The following is a 24,074-nucleotide window of genomic DNA, read 5'->3' on the forward strand; positions in this document are numbered from 1 at the left end:
AATGGAAAAAAAATTTGTTAAATATATATTAGACGGACAATTTGATTTTGCTAAAGGCTTGTGTAAGGATATGGATAGGAATTTGATTAGAGATACAATTATCATATGTGCAAATGATACAGAAAATGTAACCCTGCTGTTATTTGCACAGGATATGTTTAAAACTACACAGGATATGTTCTGGTTAGACGTCTTAATTGATTTGTTATTGGGACCGTTAGCATTTTATGAGGGAGCATATCATGCGGCATATTATTATTCAAGACTTGCACTTAAAATACAAAATAGCATTGGAAATTTAGAAAGAATCCTATTTTTTTATGGACTTCCTGAACGCATTATGGATTATAGTCATGCTAAGGAATATGCAGAACTGTTATTAACAATGGACAAAAATAATAAAACAGCGAAAATGATATTAGGTCTTAATGCAAGTAGATAATGTAATACATGCAGATATGTATAGGTTGGATTAAGTTGAGGAGAAATAAGGGAAAAAGTAAGCAATATTTACGAGAGTACGGTGTGGGAGGAGCTCACAGGATACGAGAGCGTATCAACCATCAGCATACTGGCTGCGGCACAGGAGAAGGGGATAGAACTTCTGCTCATCTCATCCGCTAACATGGCGGAAGAGATGGAAAAACTGAATACAACAGACACCACAAAACAGGCAGTGACGGAAGCCGTAAACGCAGGTAAGATAGTCACAATTCCGGCAGAGGACATGACGATAGGCAGCTGGTCGGGAACAGGGTATATGGTCATAGACCCTGAGACCGGAGCAGGGGCGTATATGATATCCGGAGGGCTGAATGGGGGTGCATTATCGGCGCTTTTGACGCTTGGAGGATTATGCGCTACATTTTCTTCGGCTGCTGCAACGTCAATGTTGGTTTGGGCTGCTGTTCAATTCTTCGCACTTACGCTAACACCGTTTTCATTGGTGGCATATGGCACTATGTTGGGTTTACTTGTTGTTGCGATGATAGCGTTGAATTATGAAATGTGGACTGATAACCTCGATTATTTGTTTACGGGAGATTTAAGTTCTGCAGAGCAGGCAGCAGACATGATGGGCAGATTAGGTAATCTGGCTTTGGCAGAAGTGACACTTACAGGGTACATTAATATTCAGTATTTTTATGCTCGGTTGGCAAAAGGTGCAACACACAATAGTACCGCAACAACAGTTGTTTTGGGGAAATATAACAAAGATGGAGTATCATACATTAATGTTGCGAAGGAAAAAAATGCAACATATTTTCAATTGGATAACTGGGCAGAAATTGAAGAAATAGTTGGGAATGATAATATGTGGTATATAAATGAAAGGTTTTTAGAGCAACAGCTTTCGCAGGGAAAAAATTTTATTTTATCTCATAATCCAGCAGAAGCAGATGGGTATTTTTCAAGTGAGGTAAAATTTTTAGTAGAACATGGATATTCATTTATAAAAAATGGGGATATATGGGAAGCAATAATCAATTAGGAGCTAGAATAGTTATGAGTAATAAGAATTTTGAAGATGCCAAGGCTGTTTTTGATAAATATGATGGCAGCTATTATCAGATGGTTCGTGATGGACAATATGAAAAATATAAAAGATATTGTGTACCGAAATCTTTAGAAAAGGAATGGCTCAAAAGCAAGCAAAATGCTGAATACAAAGAATTATTAAGAAGTAAAAATATGTATAAAACAGCACATGCTTTTGATATGTATTGCCATTTTACTTCGTTACTAGGCGATAAGAATGGTATAAGAATTGCTGAAGAATATATTAGCGATAACATGACTATACAAGATACTTGGACGCTGATTAGAGAGATTAGTACCTACACAGATTTGTTGCGAGCATTTAAGGCTTTTGATCATAAGAAAAAAGCAAAGATTATTAAATTTTTAAAAGAATTGCTTGAAAGGAACATTACAATATCAGATGATTATAAGAAGGATGGTGTATTTCCAGATTATTTAACTGAGGAAAAGGTACGAGAGGACATTGTTAGACAGATAAAATACTGGAAAGTTAATTAGTGTTTGCTCGTAGCATACAAATATGAGTAGTGTTATAAAGGTATTGGATTTATAGAGGATTCGTAGTATGACCGGGCAAGTCTTCTCATAGCTGGGCTGAGATACCGGATTCAGACAGGGACAAGGTAAGCTTCGGTATAGACGGTGATGTGCTCACAAGCTTCACGGCTTCCGAGCTGTATGGGAAAAGAGTGTACTGCTCGCATACGAGCCTGCCACGGATGCAGACAAAGCTATATATGACAGCTATGACAGCATATTTGACGTACCCGCTTATGCGGTGTATATAGACACAGCAAAGACAGAGATAAAAGTGGGAGAGGAACTTCTGATAGACGGATATGCGCTGGATGATTACGGCGTGGATTCGTATGCAAAGTATACCTACGGTCAGGGCAAGGCAGGGGAGCGTCTTACTGTGACTGACATCACAGGCTGCAATCGCTAACAAATAATAGACTGCACGAAAACGTGAATTATAATAGTCAATAATAAAAAGTCTCTGTTACTGTTATATTGCAGTAACAGGGGCTTTTTGTTAGTTAATAATTAAAATTATATGTTTGCATATAATTGTGAACGATACAAAGAATCTCATTTGGTGTATGCCGGGCGGGATTTTTGTGTTATAGTGGTAGTTGTGAGATTGAAGAATAGAAAAAGATGAAGGTAGAAAGAAAAAACAGATGAAGACAGATAATAGTACGAAGAAAAAGGACAGTGTAAAGAAAGAACGTAGGGAAAAGAAAGAGAAACTGACGATTGAAAAGAGAATATTACAACTATCATTTCTTGGAAGCGTATTGTTTATAGTAGCGGAAGGTGTGATGGCATGGTTTACTCATTCGCATTCCTTGTGGACTGATTGTTTGTTTGATGCAGCAGATTTAGTGATGATCGGACCGTTTCTGGTGCTTGTGCCCCTGCTTTATAAACCGGTGACAGAGAAGCATCCATATGGATATGCGCAGGTAGAATCATTGTTCTTACTGGTAAAGTACAGTGTATTATTAGCACTTACCTGCAATCTGATGGTTGAAAATATAAAGCTGTTATTACATGGTGGACATGAAGTTGATGCCGGCAGTATTGCTATATTTGAATTGCTTGTATGTCTTGGGTGTGCAGGCATGTATCTGTTGCTTGGTCATTACAGTAAAAAGTATGAGTCTACGACGATCAAAGCTGAGCTTTATATGTGGAAGCTTGATGTTATAAGTAGTATGGGAGTAGCCGTAGCATTTGCAGTTCAGATGATATTGCTTACAACGAGATTCCGTTTTTTGACGCCATATATTGATCCTGCAGTAGCTGTAATTATGGCACTGCTTCTTATAAAAGAACCGGTAAAGGAGATCTTCCAGAGCATTAAAAATCTGATTTTATTTGCGCCGGAGAAAGATGTCTTAAATCAGATACGTGGAATCGTGGATAAACATATGAATGATTATCCCTATGAGGTTACATTCTTAGATGTTATCCAGACTGGACGGAAGCTTTGGGTTGAAGTATATATTGGAAATAAAACAGATGTCATACATATCAGTATTCTGCATCGTGTCCGGGATGAGATCAAGCAAGAACTGAAATACAAATACGATCAGGTATATATAGAGATTATACCGGATTAGGATAATGCAAAAGATTCCAAGTTATTATATAAAACAGAGGTGGTCGATATGAAGAAATGGAAGGCTGCCGGACTGATCACAGTAGCCGGGGCATGTGTTATTGCAATCGTCTGGGGATTGCATGGCCGTACAAAGAATAATGTAAAATTGTTGCAGTTAAATGAGCAGGTATCGGATGATTCTGTTATATATGTAGCATTGGGAGATTCGATTACATATGGATATTCATTAGAACATGCAGAGAATGAACGATTTTCTGCAAGGATCGCTGCTTATATGAAACAGCAGGGCATGCAGGTTGTCGAATGTAATCAAGGTGTAAATGGTCAGCTCAGTGACGACATGTGGCAAAATATCAAGAAAGGCAAGGTAGATCTGTTAGACCATGCTGATTATGTGACATTTTGCATTGGTACGAATGATGCACTTCTTCCGTTTGAATTCTTTGTTATGCAGTATGAAGATTATTTTTATGGATATTCCGGTGCAGGAGATGATTCTCCACTTTGGAAAAAAATTAATAAAAAGACATTTATCCGGGACTTTGAGGAGGCAGACCGGTCTGCAGAAGATAATCTGAATCAGTTTTATAATAATCTTTCAGATAGTATAGATCTGATCCGTAAGGATTCGCCGGATTGCCGGATTGCGATCATGACCTTATACAATCCATACCGGAATATGGATTATGCGATTACCGCAGATGGAAAAACGATCAACATCGGACAATATGCAGAAGAAAAGATCAATCAGGCAAATACGATTATTCAGACAATATGCAGGGAAAAGGATATTGTACTGGCAGATTGTTACGATGCATTTGCATTGTCAAATGATATTGTGCTGAATAATCAGAAGGCAGAAGATTACATAGATCCGGATGATCATCCGACAGCGATAGGACAGCAGTTAATCGCAGATGTGTTTATAGAAGCATTGTTTACAAAGTAAGATAGGATCAGGTATAGCATTTACTTATAAAGTAAGATGTGATCAGAAGGCAGCATTTATTTACCAGGTAAAATGGAAATAGAATAGCATTCATTCATAATAGAACAGCAGTTTAATGAATAAAAAATAGAATAGTTGGAGCACATAATAAGACATTTTCGTATGATGTTACAGTTTAAGATATGTCCGAAATTTGGGATATATTTTTATAAGGATATCATATGAAAATGTCTTTTTTTGAAGCAAGAGGGGTATAATTTATGATTTGATCCGACAATATTTGCATAACATTATGCGTTTTAAATTGTATCCGCTTCTAATCAACTAACGCAAATTGTCAGAACAAATACACATATTGTGTTTACAAGATGGATATATTTATAAAATATATCTATTTTTCTTTCTTTTTAGAAAATATTTCGATATAATTATTATGTAACTGGAGGTTTGGATGCAGAGACAGCATTCAGAAACAAGAATAACGTTTATGTAAGAAAGGGATGATGAGAACATGAACAGAAAATGGGGAAAGAAATGGATGGCAGCAATGCTTTCGATTTCGATGGTGATCGGTATGTTTCCTAGGGTTGGAAATCCGGTCAGAGTTCTTGCGGATGAGCCGCCGGGGCAGGCGGTCACGCAGGCAGATATTTCAAATGCAGATAACAGCGGAAAGGATAAATATGGATTTAATCTGACGACACCAAGTTCATTTAATGCAAATGACGGTGAAAATCCATACGGTTCCGGCTATTCTGCATTTAATGAAAAGATGGAAGCATTTTTATGGTATCGATCCAGTGGAAAGAACCGAAATGCTGAGACGTATAACTATACGAAAAGCTCGGATATCAAGGGCTATTATGTTGGACCGGATTCGAAACGGAACAACAATGGATTTATGCAGAGCCGTACAGCATCCGGCGCAGCTGATGTCAAGTATGTAAATGTAGACGGTTATGATCCGTATGGAACCGGCCGTGATAATATGGTTGCACTTGTTGGCGCATCACTGGGAAAAGATCCGCAGCTTGTTGTAGCAAGATACAGTGCATCCGGTAAAGGTCAGGAATTAAGAAAGACCTTCAGCCTTGGATCGGGTGATGATAATGACTGGCTTCGGGATAATCAGTTGGAAAAATACAGTGCCTATAAGAATTATTTTACATTAAAGGCAGGAGATTTTGACGGTGACGGAGATGAAGATATCGCAGTCTATGTTCCAAAACGTGGAGATCCGTATATTATGATCCTGGACGGAATCACCTTATCGCCGATCAGTGATAATATTCCGGTTCGTAGTTTTATGGGAAATACCGGAGCGGATATGGCAGGTAAATTTACCAATAATGGTAAGACAGCAAGAGCAACAATCAACATGTCGATAGAAACTTCGGATATCAATCGGGATGGTAAAGATGAGATCCTTCTGGTTGGTTCCTATTCGAATATCCACGATGACAGTGATGGAAAGAAGCTGCAGCAGAGAAGCTCTGTATTTGCCTGTTATAAGGTAGAGAACAAGAAACCACAGCAGATGAATAAGTATGTAATGGATAAGGATACATGCAGTGTATATATGCGTTACGCATCTGTAGCAGCAGGTGATATTGATTTTGATGGCTTCCCGGAAGTTGTAGTTGCCGGTGTATACAGTGATAATGATGGCCCGGATGGAGATAAATCCGGTTCAAATAAAAAGTATATGCTGGTAACATTGAAATACGATCCAAATGAAGAGGTGGAGACATTAATTCCATCCGGCGGAAACGTAATGGATATGTGTAATTTTGTAAATGCAGGCTTTGATAAAGATGATAATGTGCATCCGCTTCCTGCATTGACCTGTGCGGCAGTAAACGGAAGAAATGATGCGGAGCAGGTTTTCTTAGATGGTGTTTTCTGGAAGTTTGAAAATGAATCATGGAAAAAGGACTATACAGCCAAGGTATGTCAGAGCAGTGATAAAGGAATCGGCGGTTATATCATATCCGATACCTGGGTAGACGGATGTGTGGCAGGAAACTTTGATGAAAATGATCTGGGAATTGAGCAGGTCTTATATACGACCGGATATAAGCAACAGAGCTTTAACCGGTACTTTTACCGGGTGAACATGTCCGGTAAGGAACAGAACAAGGATTCATCGACCGGTATCTGTACACCGGGCAGTTATTTTGATTCGACTTCAAACGAGCTGGTGCGGCATGTCGGCATGAGTGATTTCCCATGTCTGGCGATCGCAGCAGTTGATGCGGATAAAGATACAGATGTATTTACCTTTAAGAGCAAGAAATATACATACAGTAATGTAGATATTCTGGCTATATTACAGGCTGCTCCATATTTTGGAGAGCTTCAGGATAATTATTATAATGGTAATATCGGAGAAACCTTATATGGTAAGCTATCAGGACAAGGAACGGTAACCAGTAAGACGAAAATGGCATCCATCGGAGCATATGCATCATTTTCCATCGGTTCTTCAGCATTGCAGTTCCATACGGAGGCGTCCTATACCCATGACTGGGAGTGGTCGTATGAGGATGAGCTTTCCCATGAGTATTCGATCAGTTTTGAAAATGATGGTACGAAGAATCAGGTAGTACTTTATCGAACGCCGGTTATATTGTATGAATATGTCATCACACCGGCGAATGGAAGTGCATCGTATACCATGGAAGTCGGAGTGCAGCAGCAGCCGGTCTATTCGACCATGGATGTAGATACCTTTAACCGATTTGCAGAAAGTGATGAAACTCTGCAGAATAAGGTGATCACGAAGGATATTCTGTCCAGTACGCCGGGATGTCCGGATACCTATGCGACCAGCTCGCTTGGAATGAAAGGTTTCGTTGGCTATCCGAACTGGATAGAGATCAATAATAAGGTCAATGACCAGACAACGGTAGCTATGAATATTACGGACAATACACAGAGCAGTAAAACAATGACCCAGACGAACAGCTTCGAACTGACACTTGGTGTAGAAGGTGAAATTGATGCCATGGTAGTGAAGATGAATTATGGCGGTGGTGTCAAGCTTGGCGGTGGCTGGGGCTCCGGTAAGACAACATTTGATTATTCATCAGTATCAAAGGAAGGTGTGGTAGCTTACCCGCCGGCGACGGATTCTCAGTACAGCTTCAGTACAAAATTTGGTATCTGGCAGGCAAAGCTTGGCGATAGCAATGTTCCGATTCTTGGCTTTGTTGTAAAGAATGTCGAACAGCCGCCATCTCCACCGGAAGATATCAGTGTGGATACAGTGACCGCGGATTCCGTAACGCTTGCATGGGAAAGTGGTTATAAGAAGGCAGAGAAATATGAGATCTATCAGGTATTTAATGATGGTATTACAACCAATAAATACAGCCTGTTAGATACGATCAGCGGTGACAGTTTTTCTTACAGCTATGATGGACTGAAACCATCGACGGAATATGAATTTGCACTTCGTTCAGTTGGAACAAATAGCGGAGGCGAGACTGTATACTCCGAATACACACCGGAGGTATCCGTTCATACACTGGCTGACAGTGAGAAACCAGATATCTTAAGCATGACAAGTGTACAGAGAGTTGTTGTCGGCGGTAATGCGAGCTTTGTGATCGATGCACTCCCATCTGCAAATGCGAAAGGCGGTCTGTCCTATGCATGGCAGGTTCGAAAAGCAGGTTCGGTCAACTGGGTAAACCTGACGGACAAAGAAGCTTCCGGTATAAATGGAAGTACATTGAAGTTAAATGGTATCACAGAGGATATGGATGGCAATTCTTATCGATGCGTTCTTTCTGAGCTGATAAAGGGTGTGCGGTTATATGCATATGGAGCTCCGGGTATCCTGCATGTCGGAAGGGCTGACAGTATGATGACAGCAACGATTAGCAATACACAGTCCGACAGTGCGAATAAGGGAACCAATACAGCGTTTGGACAGTATACACAGACACGGACGGTTACGAATGAACGTACGGTATCGAAGACTGTAGCGGTTACGATCGGAACACAGAAGGAGACATTTGTCCAGTATAAGAATGGTGCAGTGGTATCCGCTGTATATCCGGATGCAGTAATACCGGAATTTATCTATTTTGACAGCCAGACAAATGAATGGTATGTACTGGAAGAATATAATGAGACAGCAGGAACAGCAACTGCAAAGGTGAAATTAAATGAAGTAATACCAAATGTATTCCAGAGTGGAACAACCGGTGATGCAGCCGCTCTCTGGAATGGAGTTGATGCAGATACAATAAAGCCTGTGACAGAACAGGTGACAGAGACGGCAGCGGGCAAGACTTATTATGCATATATAGCAGTAACAGCCGATGGTGAGATATTGTTGTACAGCACAGATGCTATGTCAGAAGCAGTTACACAGTGGTATCAGTTGGAACAGGGTACAGATGGAGCAATTACAGCAAAAGCGTATGCCGGTACTGTTCAGTCCTATGTGCCTGCTTATGCCGGATATAAAGAAGAATCTGCTGGCACTACAAATCAGCAGTATATCGAGGTTGATGGAACAACCTGGTATCTGTACTGGCCGGAGGCATACGAAGGAAATAATGCTTATATCATGTATGCAAAATCCGCCGAAGCAGATCGGACTGCGGATGAGACCTATTATTACAAGACTGAGCAGACGGTAACAGATGAGAACCAGCAGGAGCAGATCATTACAACATTTAATGAATTAAAGATCGCTACGGATGATGCCTTTTCTCTTATGGGAAGTTGTGCATCTAAGCAGTATGGTGTTACCCCTGGTGAGGTTGTTACCGTAAATGAAACATATGATACACAGGTTGAAGATATCATAAAGGGAGATCAGACAACGGTTCAGATCCATGTTGCAGAGGCAGTTACATCTTCTGTCAATATCGATAAAACAGGAATTGTAAATGTAAACTTCTTCAATAACCGAACCGGTTCCATTCGTGATATATCAACCATTGTAGATAAGAATGGTAATGCGTCTGTTGTATGGAATCCGGAAGAAGCCGGAGATTATACGGTAACTGTATCCTATGGAGGAAATACATCATTATATCCTACAGATACACAGACCGTTTATTATGTAATAGATCGTACCGATGATACGGTATACGTTCTTTCAGGCAACAATGCGGAATATGGCAATACCATTAAGTTAGAAGTCAGACAGGGAAAACGGGAAAATAATACATCCGGTAATATAACGACAGAACCGCTAGCAGCGGATGCTTCTGTATCCTATCAGGTATCCTATGTAGATGGAGATGATAAGGTTGTAACAGAAAATATAACCGGTAATACATTTACACCGAAATGGCCGGGACAGCATACATTTGCTGCGACGATAACCAGACAGAGCGGTACCAGTCAGACCAAATCATATGCGATGAAGATGCTTACTGTAAGCAAACGGCCGATCGTTATTACTGCTCCATCAAAGGATGATATATCAGAGGATGACACGGCAGATAAAGTATTAAGCCTGTCAGATGTTGATGTAAAATATGCGGGTGATGACACAGAATCCGGTATTCTGGATTCAGATGCAGCTAAATATAAGCTATCGGATCTGATAACAATAGAGGCTGAGCCGAAGTTAGATGAAAATTCGTCAGCAGGTGTTTACCAGACCGGAATCGCATGGCTTACAGTTGGAACCGAAGAAGACAGTGAGTATATAGATCTGGTAAAAGAATTCCTGAAGAAATATAACGTCACTCTGAACAGAGGAAAATATCAGATCGTATCGAACCAGTATACAGTCCGATATGAGTCTGATGGCAAGGGAACGATAAAAGGATATTGTGGAGACTCCAAAGAGCCATTTGCATCCGGAGCCGGATTAGCAGATCAGAGCAAGGTATCCTTTAAAGCAATTCCAAAGGATAATTATAAGATCAAAGCATGGAAGGTAACAGGAAGTGATGGAAATGATCTGGTTCTCGGAACTGATTATGTGGTAAATGGAGATACATTGATTATTTCAGCATTGAGCAGCAGCGTTCATGTCAGTGTATCCTTTGCAGCAAAGACCTACCAGTTGAATTACGATCAGCCGGAAAACGGAAGTCTTCAGGCATATTATGTAAAGGCCGGAAGCTATGGAAGCAAGATCGATACAGGTGAGACCGTCCTTACGGGAAAGAGTATCCTGCTTCAGGCAGTTCCGGATGAGAATTATGTCGTAAAACAGTGGACGGTTTCTCATGGTGGTTCAGCAAAGATCCAGAAAAATACTGACGGAAGTATCTTTGCCGGAACAGAGATCACACTCGATAATGTGGAGACAGATACTGTTGTGGCCGTTGAATTTGAACCGGTAGAGACATATTTATTTGAGACCGAAGTGATTGCAGAAGATCCGGATACATCGGTTGCAGGCTGTAAGATCAATGTCTCAGAACAGGTTCAGGATGGTAAGGCGGCAAAGGGATCAACAGTAACCCTTACGGCAGATCTTCCGGAATCAGTTACGGTATCAGAGTGGAGAATCTATACCGATGATACACATTATACTGTAGCAGCAACGGGTGGAGACCGGTATGTAGTATCCAATGTGCAGAAAGACATGAAAATCAAGTTGGTTGTCAATATGTTCCAGATGGAAACACTTCATTTTGAAGCGGTAAATGAACAGGGACAGCAGGTAGATGATGTTGTTACGGCATGGAGCGATTCAGTGCAGATCAGCAATGATACAAAGATCGTAAAGAATCTGCCGGTTGTTATGAAAGCAGATGTACCGGAGCAGTATCAGATCTCTGCGTGGAAGCTGTTTATCGGTTCAGAAGAACAGACGATCGCAACCGGAAAGGATGCGAAGAAAAGTTCATTTAACAGTGTAAACAAATCCATGCGTGTTGTACTGGTTCTGCTTGATCGGCCAACTGTCACATATAGCTGTGACAGCAAGGGAACAGTGGGATGTAATGATGTTGTATCCGGCGGTTATATCGACAGATACCGTATAGAAGATATTGTTATGACAGCAGTACCGAAGACCGGATATGAAGTGGATCAGATCACAGTAATGATGGATGGTGCAGCTTACAGTGATATGACGGTTTCTGATATAGAAAATACAGACAATAAGCAGATCAGGATTCAGGCACCAGATACAGGCTTTGAGAAGAATGTAGAGGTGACAGTTACTTATAAGGAGATTCCAAAAGCTGAGTTTCAGTATGAGCTGGTATCGGCAGATGGAGTAGATGCAGGAACAGTAGCTGTTCATGTGGATCGTAAAAAACAGAATGATCTTGTGCAGAATGTATCCTCCGGATCAGGCAGCCTTGAAGTATACCGGGACAGCACGGTTACAATGACAGCATCGGTGATCGCTGGCTACGAGATCAATGCATGGAGTATGAATGGTACAGATATCACAGCTGATGTCCGGACGAACAATACAGATCTGAGCAAACTGGTATGTACCGTTGATGAGAAGCTGTTGCAGAATGTACCGATTAAGATCACTGTAACGGTTGTTAAGACACCGGAGCCTCCGTTAGAACCGGAAAAACCGGTTGTAGAGGAACTGACCAGGAAGCAGATCGAGAAGAATTCACAGACACTTTCCAGCAAACAGAAGGTTGCATGGACACAGAAGGGAATTCAACTGACCTGGAAAGCTGTTAAGGGGGCACAGGGATATGATGTCTATGCAGCCCCATGTAATAGAAAGAAGCTGACATTTGTTAAGATGATTTCAGGTGCAAAGAAGAATGCAACCGTACTGAGTAAGTATAAAGGCAAGAAGCTGAACCGGAAGCAGTCTTACAGAGTCTGCGTCAAGGCATATCGTATTGTAAATGGAAAGAAGCAGTATATTGCTACAGGACTGACACTTCATATCGCAGGGCCGAAGAATAAGACCTATACAAATGTAAAGAAGATTCAGTGCAAGAAGACAAAGTATACCTTAAAGAAAGGTAAAACAGCAAAGATAGCAACTAAGCTTATCTTACAGGATGACAAGAAGAAACTGTTATCCAAAGGGCATGGTGCTAAGCTTCGCTACAGCAGTACCAATAAAGCAGTTGCTACTGTAACGGCAAAGGGTACGATCCGTGCTAAGAAAAAAGGAACCTGTTATATCTATGTTACTGCATTAAATGGAGTAAATAAACGGGTGAAGGTAACAGTAAAATAAAACTGCAAATTTAAGTTAAAAAAATTCCATGGTGGGGTAACACAGGAGCTTTCCGGCTCCCTGTTATCCCATTCATGGAATTTTATTTTTGTTCAAAATATTTATATAAAAATCTATTTCTTTCTGGGCAGATAGGTAACAAAGATCATACGTTTATCAATGATCTGTCCGGCGATGGCAATGCCTTTTCCCATTGTAAAGGCGGCAAGGATGGTTCCGATCCCAAGACCTTTGATGTGACCGAGGAAGAAGCCTGTCATACAGGCAGTTGTAAGCAGACAGATAACATCAAAAGAGATCTTAACAACCGAATATTTCTTCTTTATAATCTGTGACGCGACTGCTTATAAGCCTCCCTGTGTACAGAGTTTTTATGATTATGTGTCGGGAAAAAATGAAATGCAGGAAGATAAATTTATATGGAATATATAGAAAATCGGAATTTGCATAAAAGTTTCGCGTATACGACAGGTTTGTGGTATAATTTTACATGAGTGATATGTATGGCTTTTTGCAATATGTATACAAAAAATGATAAAAGGAGATAAAGACTATGGCATGGTATGACAGCGCAGTATTTTATCATATTTACCCACTTGGATTGTGTGGATGTCCACATGATAACAATGGAGAGACAGGAGAGCATTTTGACAAGTTAAATGAATGGGCGGAGCATGCGAAGCGGATCGGATGCAATGCGATTTATATAGGACCGTTATTTGAATCCGGTTCTCATGGATATGATACAACCGATTATCGGCTGGTAGACAGACGACTTGGAACAAATGATGACTTCAAGCAGTTCGTAAAGAACTGTCATGCAAATGATGTAAAGGTCATCGTAGATGGTGTATTTAATCATACAGGCAGAGATTTCTTTGCATTTCAGGATATAAAGCAGAACCGGGAGAATTCCAGATACAAGGATTGGTACTGCAATGTGAATTTCTGGGGTAACAACGAATATAACGATGGATTTTCCTATGATAACTGGGGCGGATATAATCTGCTTGCGAAATTAAACCTCTGGAATCCGGAAGTGAAGAATTATCATCTTGAAACCGTAAAGTTCTGGGTCGATGAATTTGATATTGATGGAATCCGTCTGGATGCTGCGGACGTACTTGATTTTGGCTTTATGAAAGAATTACGTTCCTTCTGCAATGGATTAAAGCCGGATTTCTGGCTGATGGGCGAGGTTATTCATGGAGATTATTCAAGATGGGCAAATAACGATATGCTCCATTCCGTAACAAATTATGAACTGCATAAGGGCTTGTATTCCGGACATAACGACCATAACTATTTTGAGATTGCACATACGATCAAGCGTTTAAATGGCATTGTAGGTGACAAGAAGTTATATACTTTCTGTGATAACCACGATGTAGCAAGAATTTACAGTAAATTAAATAACAAGGCGCATATGTACAATGTAGCGATCCTCGTATATACCGTACCGGGAATTCCGTCAATCTATTACGGTTCTGAATTCGGTATACCGGGCAATAAGGAGAATGGTTCAGACTGGAATCTGCGTCCGGATCTGAATCTGGCTGATTTTAATGAAAAAGATGAGCTCCCTGCATTGTATACAACACTTGGGCATCTGAAACAGAGATTTCCGGAACTGACCTATGGAGACTACCGGGAATTGTATCTGACGACCGGACAGTTTGCATTTGCAAGATGTCTGGATGGACGTGCAGTTGTAACAGCATTGAATAATGCAGATGACGGTGCACACATGGAGATCAATCTGCCGATTGGTGCAAATAAAGCAGTCAACCTCCTGACGATCGATCAGTCAACAGAAGTACAGGAGGATACCTGTACAGATGATGCAACAGCAAAGGCATGGGAAAATGCACGAAATGAGCTGCTTGATAAAGCCGGTCAGTTGGTTGGAGCCTCTGGTGAGATCCGCTATAAGGCAGAAGATATCCGTAAGGCATTAGAAGCACTGGAAACAGGCGCAGACTTCGGACAGGCAGTATGGAATCTGTTTGGAAATCTGAATGATACCATGAACAACATGCATCGTGTGATCGGCGAATTCGAACAGACTATGCATAAGCAGGAGAGAAACTCTGTAGCCGCAGGCGGTGACTGTACAGGTGGAGAAAGCCTTGAGATCCGCGATGGTAAGCTGATTGTAGACCTCCCGGCAAACAAGGGTATTGTCGTATATTTAACCAATGAATAATATATAATTTGCCTACGTTTTACTTATAGTAATGAAAATTACTATGAGAAGATGGTATTAAGTATTTTGTATAATATTTTATTAGAGAAATTTATAGACAGAAAAAGTCCATCAGACTTGTTTCCTTCAGAGGACTGGCTCTGTTATAAAATGACATCAGCGAGAATTTCGTAGTGAGATGCACATTGCCAGTAAATACGGGTGCTTGTTTGAGTCGAAGGCGAGTTAGCACAGGAGTATTTACGAATCAGGCATGTGCAGCGAATAGAAATCGCAGCGAGTCATTTATAGCAGAGTCAGTTTTCTGAATGAGCAAGTCTGATGGACTTTTTTGTCGCAAAAATTTATGCATAAAGAATAAGAGTTATGTGTAGAATGTTAAGATTGTATAGGAAAAAGAATACAAAACTTCTAAAAAATATGTAGCTTTTTGTTGAAAATCACATAAAATAGTGTTAGCATAAAATATATATGTTAGTATATTTGTGACGGAGCTGCGCAGAATTGGCTGAACCCGCTTCTGTGCCGGGGGAATGGTTATAATTAAGGAGATTGTATATGATACTTATTGATACGCAAAAAGAAGAATTTAGCAAACTGAGAGACATCCGCGTATTTGGAAGGATCAGTCATGATGACCGGTTTAATGGGAATTTGCTTGTAATTGGTTTAGGTGGAATCGGAAGCAGAACAGTTTGTAATTTAAAAGGAATGATGGTCGATGATATCACACCGGAGGATAATATTCATTTTCTGATGGTTGATTCAGATATTCCCGAGATGGAACAGACAATTGAGGACAGTAAAGAACATATTGGTTTTAATGCACTTGAAGTATTAAGTATCTACAGACCTAATATTGAAAATATACTTGCGGATGGAATCAAGAAGAATCCGGTACATCCGAATCTAGCAAACTGGATGGATGCAGATTTTCCGGATGTAACAGTGACAAAGGATGGTGCGCATGGCAATCGTCAGATCGGACGACTGATGTTTTCAAATGCTTATGAAGATATCCGTATGCTGTTATTTGACAGACTGGAAGAGATCCATGATAAAGCGAATGGTAACTGGATGGATGTGATCATCGTATCAAGTCTTTCCGGCGGAACCGGAAGCGGTATCTTATCCGATCTTGCATATAATATTCGTGCATACGGAAAGGCAAAAAAGTGGGCGAATCTTCGGATCGGAGGCTGTTTGTTAATGCCGGATGTTATATTTGGCAACAAGAGCGTAACCCAAGATCCGGAATTAATGTTCCGAATGATGGCAAATGGCTGTGCTGCGTTAAAAGAAGTTGATTATTATATGAAGCTTTCAGAAAAGGATGATGCATATATATTTGAAAGCACCACTCACAAGATGGTGATCCGGGAGAATCTGTTCGATGCATGTATGCTTGTATCCGGTAAAAAGGACAGTCAGGGATATCTGCCGGAGGGAACAATTCTTATGGATACAGCAAGCTTCTTATATAAGCTTGCATGTAATAAATATATCGGTAACAATGATGTAAATGATGACAGGAAGCTGCTTCGTGATGTGTTCTTTGATAACGAGAAATATTCTGTGACAAACTGGAAGATGGAGCATTCGGATTCTGAGATTGCGACAGCAAACTGTTATTATAAGGTTGTCAGTGAAGCAGATTATAAGATACCAATCCGTGAGATTGAGAATATCTGTGAGAGTGATCTGTTCAATAAGGCGTATAAGCGATTATTTGTATCTCCGTTCGACAATCCGCAGATTGAAACGGATATTAAGGATGCTTTAAAGGAACTGGATGCTTTTCTTCATGCAGAGCCGGGGGATGAGATCAACCTCAGTGTGAACGGGTTGATCCAGTTTGGACAGTTTACGAAGCCAACCTATAAGATGATCAAGAAGCATACAGACGGACTCAGAGAACATATGGGTGAGAAGCTTGATAATATGGATAAGGAGCTTCCGGTTATGATCAAGTCCATTAAGAATAAATTATGGAATTCCTTAGATGCGGTAATTGCCAGATATATCGAGAAATGCGGTCCGTATGCAGCAATTGATATTATCGGAGCACCGACAGCCGGTGTGGCAGATTCTACCAGAGGTATGATGGCAGAGGTTAAGAAGCTGCAGGAGCTTCACAGCAAATATACACCATCCGGTGAATATTCCAGAATTATAGAATCTATATGTGAGATTGTAGCAAAACGTTTCTTCACTTTTCCGTCTGCAAAGCGTGAGACAGAGAATGGATATTATGATGCCTGTATCAAAGAGACACTTGCTGCAGAACGAAATCGGATCATGGATGAGATTGATGCACAGGATCTGTTTGGTGATACACTTCGTTGGTTGCAGCAGCGAGCAGAGCGTTTGGATGAGATCTATTCCCAGTTCGGAGAAGACCTGAAGAATTCAATCGAGGATCTTGCAAATGAAGGTAAGGTAACAACCAAGAATATATTAAAGAATGCAGCCAGACATGAATTCCTTCCGACTGATTATGTAAATGACAGTCGTATCAATGAGGTAAAGGATGGATTGATCCGGTTGATGTTAGATAATGAAGCAAATATTGATAACGGAAGAGTTGTTCCTGTCAAGGATGCGATGGAGAAGATTTATCGTCGTTTATTCAGCGGTATCGGAGCATATGGTCCGGAGAAGATGTTATCCGTTGCATTCTCTGATAAGAAGCTTGCGGAGAATGATATCAATGTTATGTTTGGTTCACCGACAAATGACCGACGGGATGAAGTTATGCAGAAGGTAGCTGCTGCATTTGTAAATGATATTCAGGAAGAAAAGCAGTTATGTGTGCTCAAGGATGGCTACAAAGAACTTTTGTTAAATAAGAAATATATATCAGTGCCAAATGTAATGCCGTATTTCAGTAGGGCAGTAAAAGGAATCCTGATGGATAAACCATATAATGAGAAGGAGGATTCCATTACATTGAATCCTGGGGAGATCGAGATTTCGATCAATGATATGTATGTCGGCGTGCCTGCATCTATGATGGCATGTACAGCAGAGATGCAGAAAGCCTATAATGCAGTAGATAGTTCTTACAAAGGACTGCATATTGACGAAGTGAATAGGGATATGAGAGATTTCCCGAATCTTTGCACGTTATAATAAATAGTATGAAAGAATCCTGCATGTGGAGGTGTATGAAACCGTTAGTGTTTTTCAAACTTTCGTATGTGGGTTTTTTTATTTTATAGGAAAGAAGCTTGTCCGGATAACAGATTTTATTCAGCAAATATATGCGTTAGCGGCAGATTTTGTTTCGTAAATATATGCTTTGATGCTATATAAAATTTGATTTTTACCGGAATATGGTTATACTAGAAAAAGATTTACATGAATAGATAGAAAGGAAAATTTCCATGCTGATTTGGTATGCGGATGTGTCGGATATGACAGAGGAGCAGATGAAAAAGTATCTGGAAGAGCTGTCTGAGTATCGTTTGGAAAAAGTGAATAGGCTTCGATATGAGAAGGATAAGAAATTGTCGGTTGCTGCGGGAATTTTGCTTGACCGGGCGTTAAAAGAGTGTCATTTGTCTGAGAAAGACTGTCGCTATCAGATCATGGAGCATGGCAAGGTTTATCTGGCAGATCATCCTGAGATAGCATTTAATATCAGTCACAGCGGATGCGTTGCAGTTCTGATCTTTCATAAAGAAACGAAACACGATCTGTCCTGTGGCATTGATATCGAGCTGATACAGGGTGGACGGGAGAAGATCGTGAACCGGTTATTTTCAGAAGCGGACAAAGAACAATATAAGAAGTTGGATCCGGATGCGGCTGCGTTATATTTTGCGCGGGTCTGGACCCGGATGGAATCATTTGGTAAGATGACAGGAAAAGGACTTGATTTTTCAGATCCGACTCAGAAAAAAATTATGGATCGTTCAGAGATGAAAAAGAAAAATGTCTATTTCCGAGAATTCAGAATAACAGATAAAACAGGTCGGGAATATAATCTCTGTGCCTGTGCAGATAAGGAAGGTTTGTTAGAAGAAACTGTATTTTCTGATAAGTCGGTTCTTTTTTCTTCTCAGAATGTAGATTGTGTGGTAATATGATGATGAAAATTTATGTACTGCTACATAAGTGAAGTTTTGGAGGAACATGATATGAGTAAAAAAGCTACGAAAGCACTGAATAATCCGTATTATATCGCAAGATATAATGCATCAAAGAATAATCCAAATCTTACCAGCCGGGAAAAGACGGCTGAGATTTTAAATATTGACCGGACGCGGTTATCACGGATCGAGCTTGGCATGTCAGTTCCTTATCCGGAAGAAGTTCTGGCGATGGCGGATGTATATGAGATACCGGAGCTTTGTAATATGTATTGCTCAGGGGAGTGTGCAATCGGTCGTGAGACAGTGAAACCGATCAATGCAGATAGCTTGGATCGACTGATCCTTCAGTTCCTTGGATCTTCTCAGAAGATGGAGAATATTACGGAGCAACTGATCAATATCACCTCCGATGGAATTGTAGATGAAGGAGAACTGGAGCAGTTTGATTCGGTTCTGTCTGAATTGGAAAAAATGTCGGTCAACATTCAATCGTTGATGATGTGGGCTAAAAAAAATAAAGATTCAATTATGAGTAAAAGAGGAAATTAGAAATGGCAGACAAGAATATCGAAAACGAGATTAAGAAAAGAAGAACATTTGCGATCATATCCCACCCGGATGCCGGTAAGACGACTTTAACAGAGAAGTTTCTCCTGTTTGGTGGTGCAATCAATACGGCAGGATCGGTAAAAGGAAAAGCAAATTCCAAATATGCGGTATCCGATTGGATGGATATTGAGAAGGAGAGAGGTATATCAGTTACCTCATCCGTTCTTCAGTTTAATTATGAAGGCTACTGTATCAATATTCTTGATACACCGGGACATCAGGATTTCTCAGAAGACACATATCGAACCCTGATGGCTGCGGATTCTGCTGTTATGGTTATTGATGCCTCAAAGGGTGTAGAGGCACAGACGATCAAGCTTTTTAAGGTCTGTGTAATGCGTCATATCCCGATTTTTACATTTATTAATAAGATGGATCGTGATGCAAGAGATACATTTGAATTGTTAGATGAGATTGAAAATGTCCTTGGAATACGTACCTGTCCGATGAACTGGCCAATCGGTTCCGGTAAGGAATTTAAGGGTGTCTATGACAGAGAGACCAAGATGGTCGATACCTTTGAAGCAATCTCAACCGGTGGTGCGAAGAAGGCTGCGGAGACGCAATATCATATCGAGGATCAGGAGCTTAAGGATCTGATCGGACCGTACCTGTATGACCAGTTTAAGGAAGAAATTGAATTGGTTGACGGTGCAACCGATGAAGTCGATCTCGAGAAGGTTCAGAAGGGAGAGCTTTCACCCGTATTCTTTGGTTCTGCACTGAATACATTCGGTATCGATATGTTCCTGAATTATTTCCTGAAAATGACGACACCTCCTCTTGGAAGAATGTCGGATCAGGGTGTGATCGATCCGGTTACAGAACCATTTTCAGCTTTCGTATTTAAGATACAGGCAAATATGAATAAAGCGCATCGTGACAGAATCGCATTTATGCGTATCTGTTCAGGTAAATTTGAAGCCGGTATGGAGGTTTACCATGCAGCCAGTAAGCGTAAATTAAAATTATCCCAGCCGCAGCAGCTTATGGCGCAGGATCGTAAGATCGTAGAAGAAGCATATGCGGGTGATGTAATCGGTGTATTTGATCCGGGATTATTTTCAATCGGTGATACTCTTACATTTCCGGGTAAGAAATTCCAGTACGAAGGAATTCCGACATTTGCGCCGGAGCATTTCTGTCGTGTTGTTCAGATGAATACGATGAAGCGTAAGCAGTTTGTACAGGGTGTTACTCAGATCGCACAGGAGGGTGCAATTCAGATCTTTCAGGAGTTTACAGCAGGATTGTCTGAGATTATCGTAGGTGTTGTAGGTGTTCTTCAGTTTGATGTATTAAAATACAGACTGGAGAATGAATATGGATGTGAGATCCGTTTAGAGCCGATCCCTTATAACTATATCCGTTGGGTAAAAGATCCATCTACAGATCTTACAAAGCTGAAACGTGTCAGCGATGTTAAGAAGGTGAAGGATATGAAGGGTAATCCATTATTGTTATTTGCAAATGAATGGGTTATCAATCAGGTGCTTGAGCATAATGAAGGACTGGAACTGTTAGAGTTCAGAAAGAATTAAATAAATGAATAATCTACCTTGAAAATGTAAATCCTTTTCTTATGAGGCCTAAGAAAAAATCCGTTTGACAGACAGGCAGACATAAGCAGGAGGAACATGATATGGCACTGAACAGGGTAGTGATATGTGGTGTGAATACAGCCAGACTTCCGTTACTGACAGACAAGGAAAAGGATGAATTGTTTGACAGGATCGAGCAGGGAGATATGGCTGCCAGAGAGACCTTTATCAAGGGCAATCTGCGACTGGTTCTGAGTGTGATCCAGAGATTTTCGAATTCAAATGAGAACCCTGACGATCTGTTTCAGGTTGGATGCATAGGATTGATAAAAGCAATTGATAATTTTGACCGGAGTCTGAATGTGAAGTTTTCGACATATGCAGTTCCGATGATACTTGGAGAATGTCGGAGGTATCTGCGGGATAATAACAGTATCAGGGTATCCAGGTCGTTAAGAGATATTGCATATAAGGCAATCTACACAAAGGATGCTTTGTTAAAGAAGTTGGATCGGGAACCGACCGTGGATGAAATTGCAAAGGAGATCGATGTAGCACCGGAAGATATCACGACAGCACTGGATGCCATATCGACACCGGTTTCATTATATGAGCCTGTTTATCAGGAAGGCGGAGATACGTTATATATCGTAGATCAGTTAAGTGATAAGAAGAATAAAGAAGAAAATTGGGTAGAGAATATTTCATTGAAAGAGGCAATGAAGAAATTAAACGAGAGAGAATATAATATATTAAGGCTCCGTTTCTTTGAAGGAAAGACACAGACCGAGGTCGCATCGGAGATCGCAATTTCACAGGCGCAGGTCAGCCGTATCGAAAAGAGTGCGATCAAATCTCTAAAGGGCTACCTCAGATAATATATGGACGATTAAGAGGTATCTATATATTTATTCTACAGAGCATTTTCATTCTATTTTTACGCTGTATAACTTTGAACTAACCTCGGCTAAATAGCCTTGGTAAGGGCTCAGTTATCACGTAGCGGTACTAAACTCACCGCCTTGCGGTTCGTTAAGGACCGACATGAAAAAGGTCTGTAGAACAAAATATAGATACCTCTTTATTTGTTTATAGGTAAATCTGTGTTATTGTGATTTCCCATATTTTATTTTAGTTTTTACATTTATTGTGCTTTTTTTGCTCTATTTATTCTTGTTTTGAGCTTCTAGCTGTGATTTGGCTTCGGTGGCAAGCTCTGCCATATAGTCCTGAACGGTTGTGCCGCCGGTGTCGCTGTTTTTCATGAGATTTGCTTTCAGCTTTTCTACTTCCTCGAGTGGAAGATCGCTCATTATGGCAACCTCGGCCGGTTCGATGTGAACATTTAACATTCGTTCAGCCAGATCATATTTTGCTTTTGTTGTTCGATTCATTTCTGATTCATCTCCTTACTTATTCAGATCCTTCAGATAAGCTTCGTTGATCTCGATGATCTTATTCATAGCTTCCGGTCCCGGAGCACCGATTGTATTACGTTTATTGACACATTCTTCCATGCTGATCGCCAGATAGATGTCGTCTTCAAATACCGGGCAGATTGCCTTGTAATCGTCTAGTGGAAGCTCATCCAGCGAGATGTTCCGTTCGATACAGGTGAGAACCAGTTCACCTACGATGCCGTGAGCATCACGGAATGGAACACCGTGGTTTACCAGATAATCGGCAGCATCCGTAGCATTTGTGAATCCGTTCTTTGCAGATGCTTCCATACGGTCTTTATTTACAGTCATAGTTTTTATCATACCGTTAAATAATGCGATACATCCCTTTACGGTATCGATCGCATCAAAGGTAAATTCCTTATCCTCTTGCATATCCTTATTATAAGCAAGCGGAATTCCCTTCATTGTGGTAAGGAGAGAAGTCAGTGCGCCATAGACACGTCCGGTCTTACCACGAACCAGCTCTGCGATATCAGGGTTTTTTTTCTGTGGCATGATCGAGCTTCCTGTGCTGTATGCGTCATCCAGTTCGACAAACTGATATTCATTTGTATTCCAGATAATGATCTCCTCTGAGAAACGGCTCAGATGCATCATGATCGTTGAAAGAGCGGATAATAATTCGATGCAGTAATCACGGTCTGCGACAGAATCCATACTGTTAAGAGTAGGACCTGCAAAATCAAGCAGGGAAGCAGTTAGCTCACGATCCAGAGGGTAAGTTGTGCCGGCTAAAGCACCGGAGCCCAGTGGACAGTAATTCATTCTTGCATAGATATCACACAGACGGCCGTAATCACGCTTGAACATCTCCATGTATGCACCAAAGTGATGGGCGAGAGTGATCGGCTGCGCCTTCTGTAAATGTGTAAATCCGGGCATATATGTGTGGATATGTTCCTTCATCAGGGAATGTAAGGTGTTCATTAATTCCAGTACAAGAGCTTTAATTTCAACGATCTCATCTCTTACATAGAGCTTCATATCAAGAGCTACCTGATCATTACGGCTTCTTCCGGTATGTAATTTCTTACCGGTATCACCGATACGGTCAATCAGATTTGCTTCTACAAAGCTGTGAATATCTTCATATTTGGATGTGATTTCAAGTGTACCATTTTCCACATCGGTAAGTATGCTGTTTAAGCCGTCGATGATCTGATCTCGTTCTGCTTCTGTAAGGATGCCGGATGCTGCAAGCATGGTAACATGCGCAATGCTTCCGCGGATATCCTGTTTATAGAACTTCTGATCAAAAGAGATCGAAGCATTAAAGTTATATACTAATTGGTCTGTTTCTTTTGTAAAACGACCACCCCAGAGCTGTGCCATAATGTAGTTCCTCTTTTCTCTAAAATTATTTTAACTGTTTCATTTTACAACA

14 protein-coding genes and 1 pseudogene are annotated in these 24,074 nt (G+C 40.6%); 12 read left to right on the top strand and 3 right to left on the bottom strand.

Annotated elements, in window-relative coordinates:
* Position 1 precedes the first annotated feature (1 nt).
* The 6 genes from LK416_04230 (at position 2) to LK416_04255 (ending at position 12,774) form a co-directional block, all read left to right on the top strand.
* Entirely contained in the window at positions 2-442 is a 441-nt protein-coding gene (locus tag LK416_04230) for a hypothetical protein (GenBank protein UEA75396.1), read from the top strand.
* A gap of 81 nt (positions 443-523) precedes the next feature.
* A complete protein-coding gene (locus tag LK416_04235; protein UEA75397.1) occupies positions 524-1,492 on the top strand; it encodes a hypothetical protein in 969 nt (322 codons plus the stop codon).
* Between the two features lie 14 nt (positions 1,493-1,506).
* The gene (locus LK416_04240; protein ID UEA75398.1) at positions 1,507-2,040 is read left to right on the top strand and encodes a hypothetical protein; all 534 of its coding nucleotides are present in this window, start codon (positions 1,507-1,509) and stop codon (positions 2,038-2,040) included.
* A 686-nt stretch (positions 2,041-2,726) separates the two neighbouring features.
* On the top strand, positions 2,727-3,671 hold the full coding sequence (locus LK416_04245; protein ID UEA75399.1) for a cation diffusion facilitator family transporter: 945 nt from the start codon (positions 2,727-2,729) through the stop codon (positions 3,669-3,671).
* A gap of 48 nt (positions 3,672-3,719) precedes the next feature.
* The gene (locus tag LK416_04250; protein ID UEA75400.1) at positions 3,720-4,622 is read left to right on the top strand and encodes an SGNH/GDSL hydrolase family protein; all 903 of its coding nucleotides are present in this window, start codon (positions 3,720-3,722) and stop codon (positions 4,620-4,622) included.
* A 511-nt stretch (positions 4,623-5,133) separates the two neighbouring features.
* Positions 5,134-12,774, top strand: a complete 7,641-nt coding sequence (locus tag LK416_04255; GenBank protein UEA75401.1) for a fibronectin type III domain-containing protein — start codon at positions 5,134-5,136, stop codon at positions 12,772-12,774.
* Between the two features lie 113 nt (positions 12,775-12,887).
* On the opposite strand, the pseudogene LK416_04260 reads toward LK416_04255, so the two are convergent.
* Positions 12,888-13,109: pseudogene (locus tag LK416_04260) on the bottom strand (DUF6198 family protein).
* Positions 13,110-13,327: 218 nt separating this feature from the next.
* On the opposite strand from LK416_04260, the gene LK416_04265 reads away from it, so the two are divergent.
* The 6 genes from LK416_04265 to sigG all read left to right on the top strand — a co-directional run bounded on the left by LK416_04265 (position 13,328) and on the right by sigG (position 22,105).
* Positions 13,328-14,980 carry a glycosidase gene (locus tag LK416_04265; GenBank protein ID UEA75402.1) on the top strand — a complete coding sequence of 551 codons (1,653 nt, stop codon included), beginning with the start codon at positions 13,328-13,330 and terminating at the stop codon, positions 14,978-14,980.
* A gap of 558 nt (positions 14,981-15,538) precedes the next feature.
* Complete coding sequence (locus tag LK416_04270; GenBank protein UEA75403.1) at positions 15,539-18,112, top strand: tubulin-like doman-containing protein; 2,574 nt, start codon at positions 15,539-15,541, stop codon at positions 18,110-18,112.
* A 254-nt stretch (positions 18,113-18,366) separates the two neighbouring features.
* Positions 18,367-19,071 carry a 4'-phosphopantetheinyl transferase superfamily protein gene (locus tag LK416_04275; protein ID UEA75404.1) on the top strand — a complete coding sequence of 235 codons (705 nt, stop codon included), beginning with the start codon at positions 18,367-18,369 and terminating at the stop codon, positions 19,069-19,071.
* A 51-nt stretch (positions 19,072-19,122) separates the two neighbouring features.
* Positions 19,123-19,626, top strand: coding sequence for a helix-turn-helix transcriptional regulator (locus LK416_04280; protein ID UEA75405.1), 504 nt, complete (start codon positions 19,123-19,125; stop codon positions 19,624-19,626).
* 2 nt (positions 19,627-19,628) lie between these two features.
* The gene (locus LK416_04285) at positions 19,629-21,227 is read left to right on the top strand and encodes a peptide chain release factor 3 (GenBank protein ID UEA75406.1); all 1,599 of its coding nucleotides are present in this window, start codon (positions 19,629-19,631) and stop codon (positions 21,225-21,227) included.
* A gap of 101 nt (positions 21,228-21,328) precedes the next feature.
* Complete coding sequence (gene sigG, locus LK416_04290) at positions 21,329-22,105, top strand: RNA polymerase sporulation sigma factor SigG (protein UEA75407.1); 777 nt, start codon at positions 21,329-21,331, stop codon at positions 22,103-22,105.
* 285 nt (positions 22,106-22,390) lie between these two features.
* Here the strand turns inward: sigG and LK416_04295 are convergent, their stop codons facing one another.
* Positions 22,391-22,621 (bottom strand): hypothetical protein, encoded by a 231-nt coding sequence (locus tag LK416_04295; GenBank protein UEA75408.1) that lies wholly within the window; start codon positions 22,619-22,621, stop codon positions 22,391-22,393.
* A gap of 15 nt (positions 22,622-22,636) precedes the next feature.
* Entirely contained in the window at positions 22,637-24,022 is a 1,386-nt protein-coding gene (gene argH, locus LK416_04300; protein ID UEA75409.1) for an argininosuccinate lyase, read from the bottom strand.
* Between the last annotated feature and the right edge of the window lie 52 nt (positions 24,023-24,074).

This window comes from Lachnospiraceae bacterium GAM79, from assembly GCA_020735665.1.
In the GTDB taxonomy this organism is placed as follows: domain Bacteria; phylum Bacillota; class Clostridia; order Lachnospirales; family Lachnospiraceae; genus Coprococcus.

What these genes read in the sequence shown, in the direction of transcription:
- LK416_04230 (UEA75396.1), top strand. Translation starts at nt 2, where the DNA reads ATGGAAAAAAAATTTGTTAAATATATATTAGACGGACAATTTGATTTT.
- LK416_04240 (UEA75398.1), top strand. Translation starts at nt 1,507, where the DNA reads ATGAGTAATAAGAATTTTGAAGATGCCAAGGCTGTTTTTGATAAATAT.
- LK416_04245 (UEA75399.1), top strand. Translation starts at nt 2,727, where the DNA reads ATGAAGACAGATAATAGTACGAAGAAAAAGGACAGTGTAAAGAAAGAA.
- LK416_04250 (UEA75400.1), top strand. Translation starts at nt 3,720, where the DNA reads ATGAAGAAATGGAAGGCTGCCGGACTGATCACAGTAGCCGGGGCATGT.
- LK416_04255 (UEA75401.1), top strand. Translation starts at nt 5,134, where the DNA reads ATGAACAGAAAATGGGGAAAGAAATGGATGGCAGCAATGCTTTCGATT.
- LK416_04265 (UEA75402.1), top strand. Translation starts at nt 13,328, where the DNA reads ATGGCATGGTATGACAGCGCAGTATTTTATCATATTTACCCACTTGGA.
- LK416_04270 (UEA75403.1), top strand. Translation starts at nt 15,539, where the DNA reads ATGATACTTATTGATACGCAAAAAGAAGAATTTAGCAAACTGAGAGAC.
- LK416_04275 (UEA75404.1), top strand. Translation starts at nt 18,367, where the DNA reads ATGCTGATTTGGTATGCGGATGTGTCGGATATGACAGAGGAGCAGATG.
- LK416_04280 (UEA75405.1), top strand. Translation starts at nt 19,123, where the DNA reads ATGAGTAAAAAAGCTACGAAAGCACTGAATAATCCGTATTATATCGCA.
- LK416_04285 (UEA75406.1), top strand. Translation starts at nt 19,629, where the DNA reads ATGGCAGACAAGAATATCGAAAACGAGATTAAGAAAAGAAGAACATTT.
- sigG (UEA75407.1), top strand. Translation starts at nt 21,329, where the DNA reads ATGGCACTGAACAGGGTAGTGATATGTGGTGTGAATACAGCCAGACTT.
- LK416_04295 (UEA75408.1), bottom strand. Translation starts at nt 22,621, where the DNA reads ATGAATCGAACAACAAAAGCAAAATATGATCTGGCTGAACGAATGTTA.
- argH (UEA75409.1), bottom strand. Translation starts at nt 24,022, where the DNA reads ATGGCACAGCTCTGGGGTGGTCGTTTTACAAAAGAAACAGACCAATTA.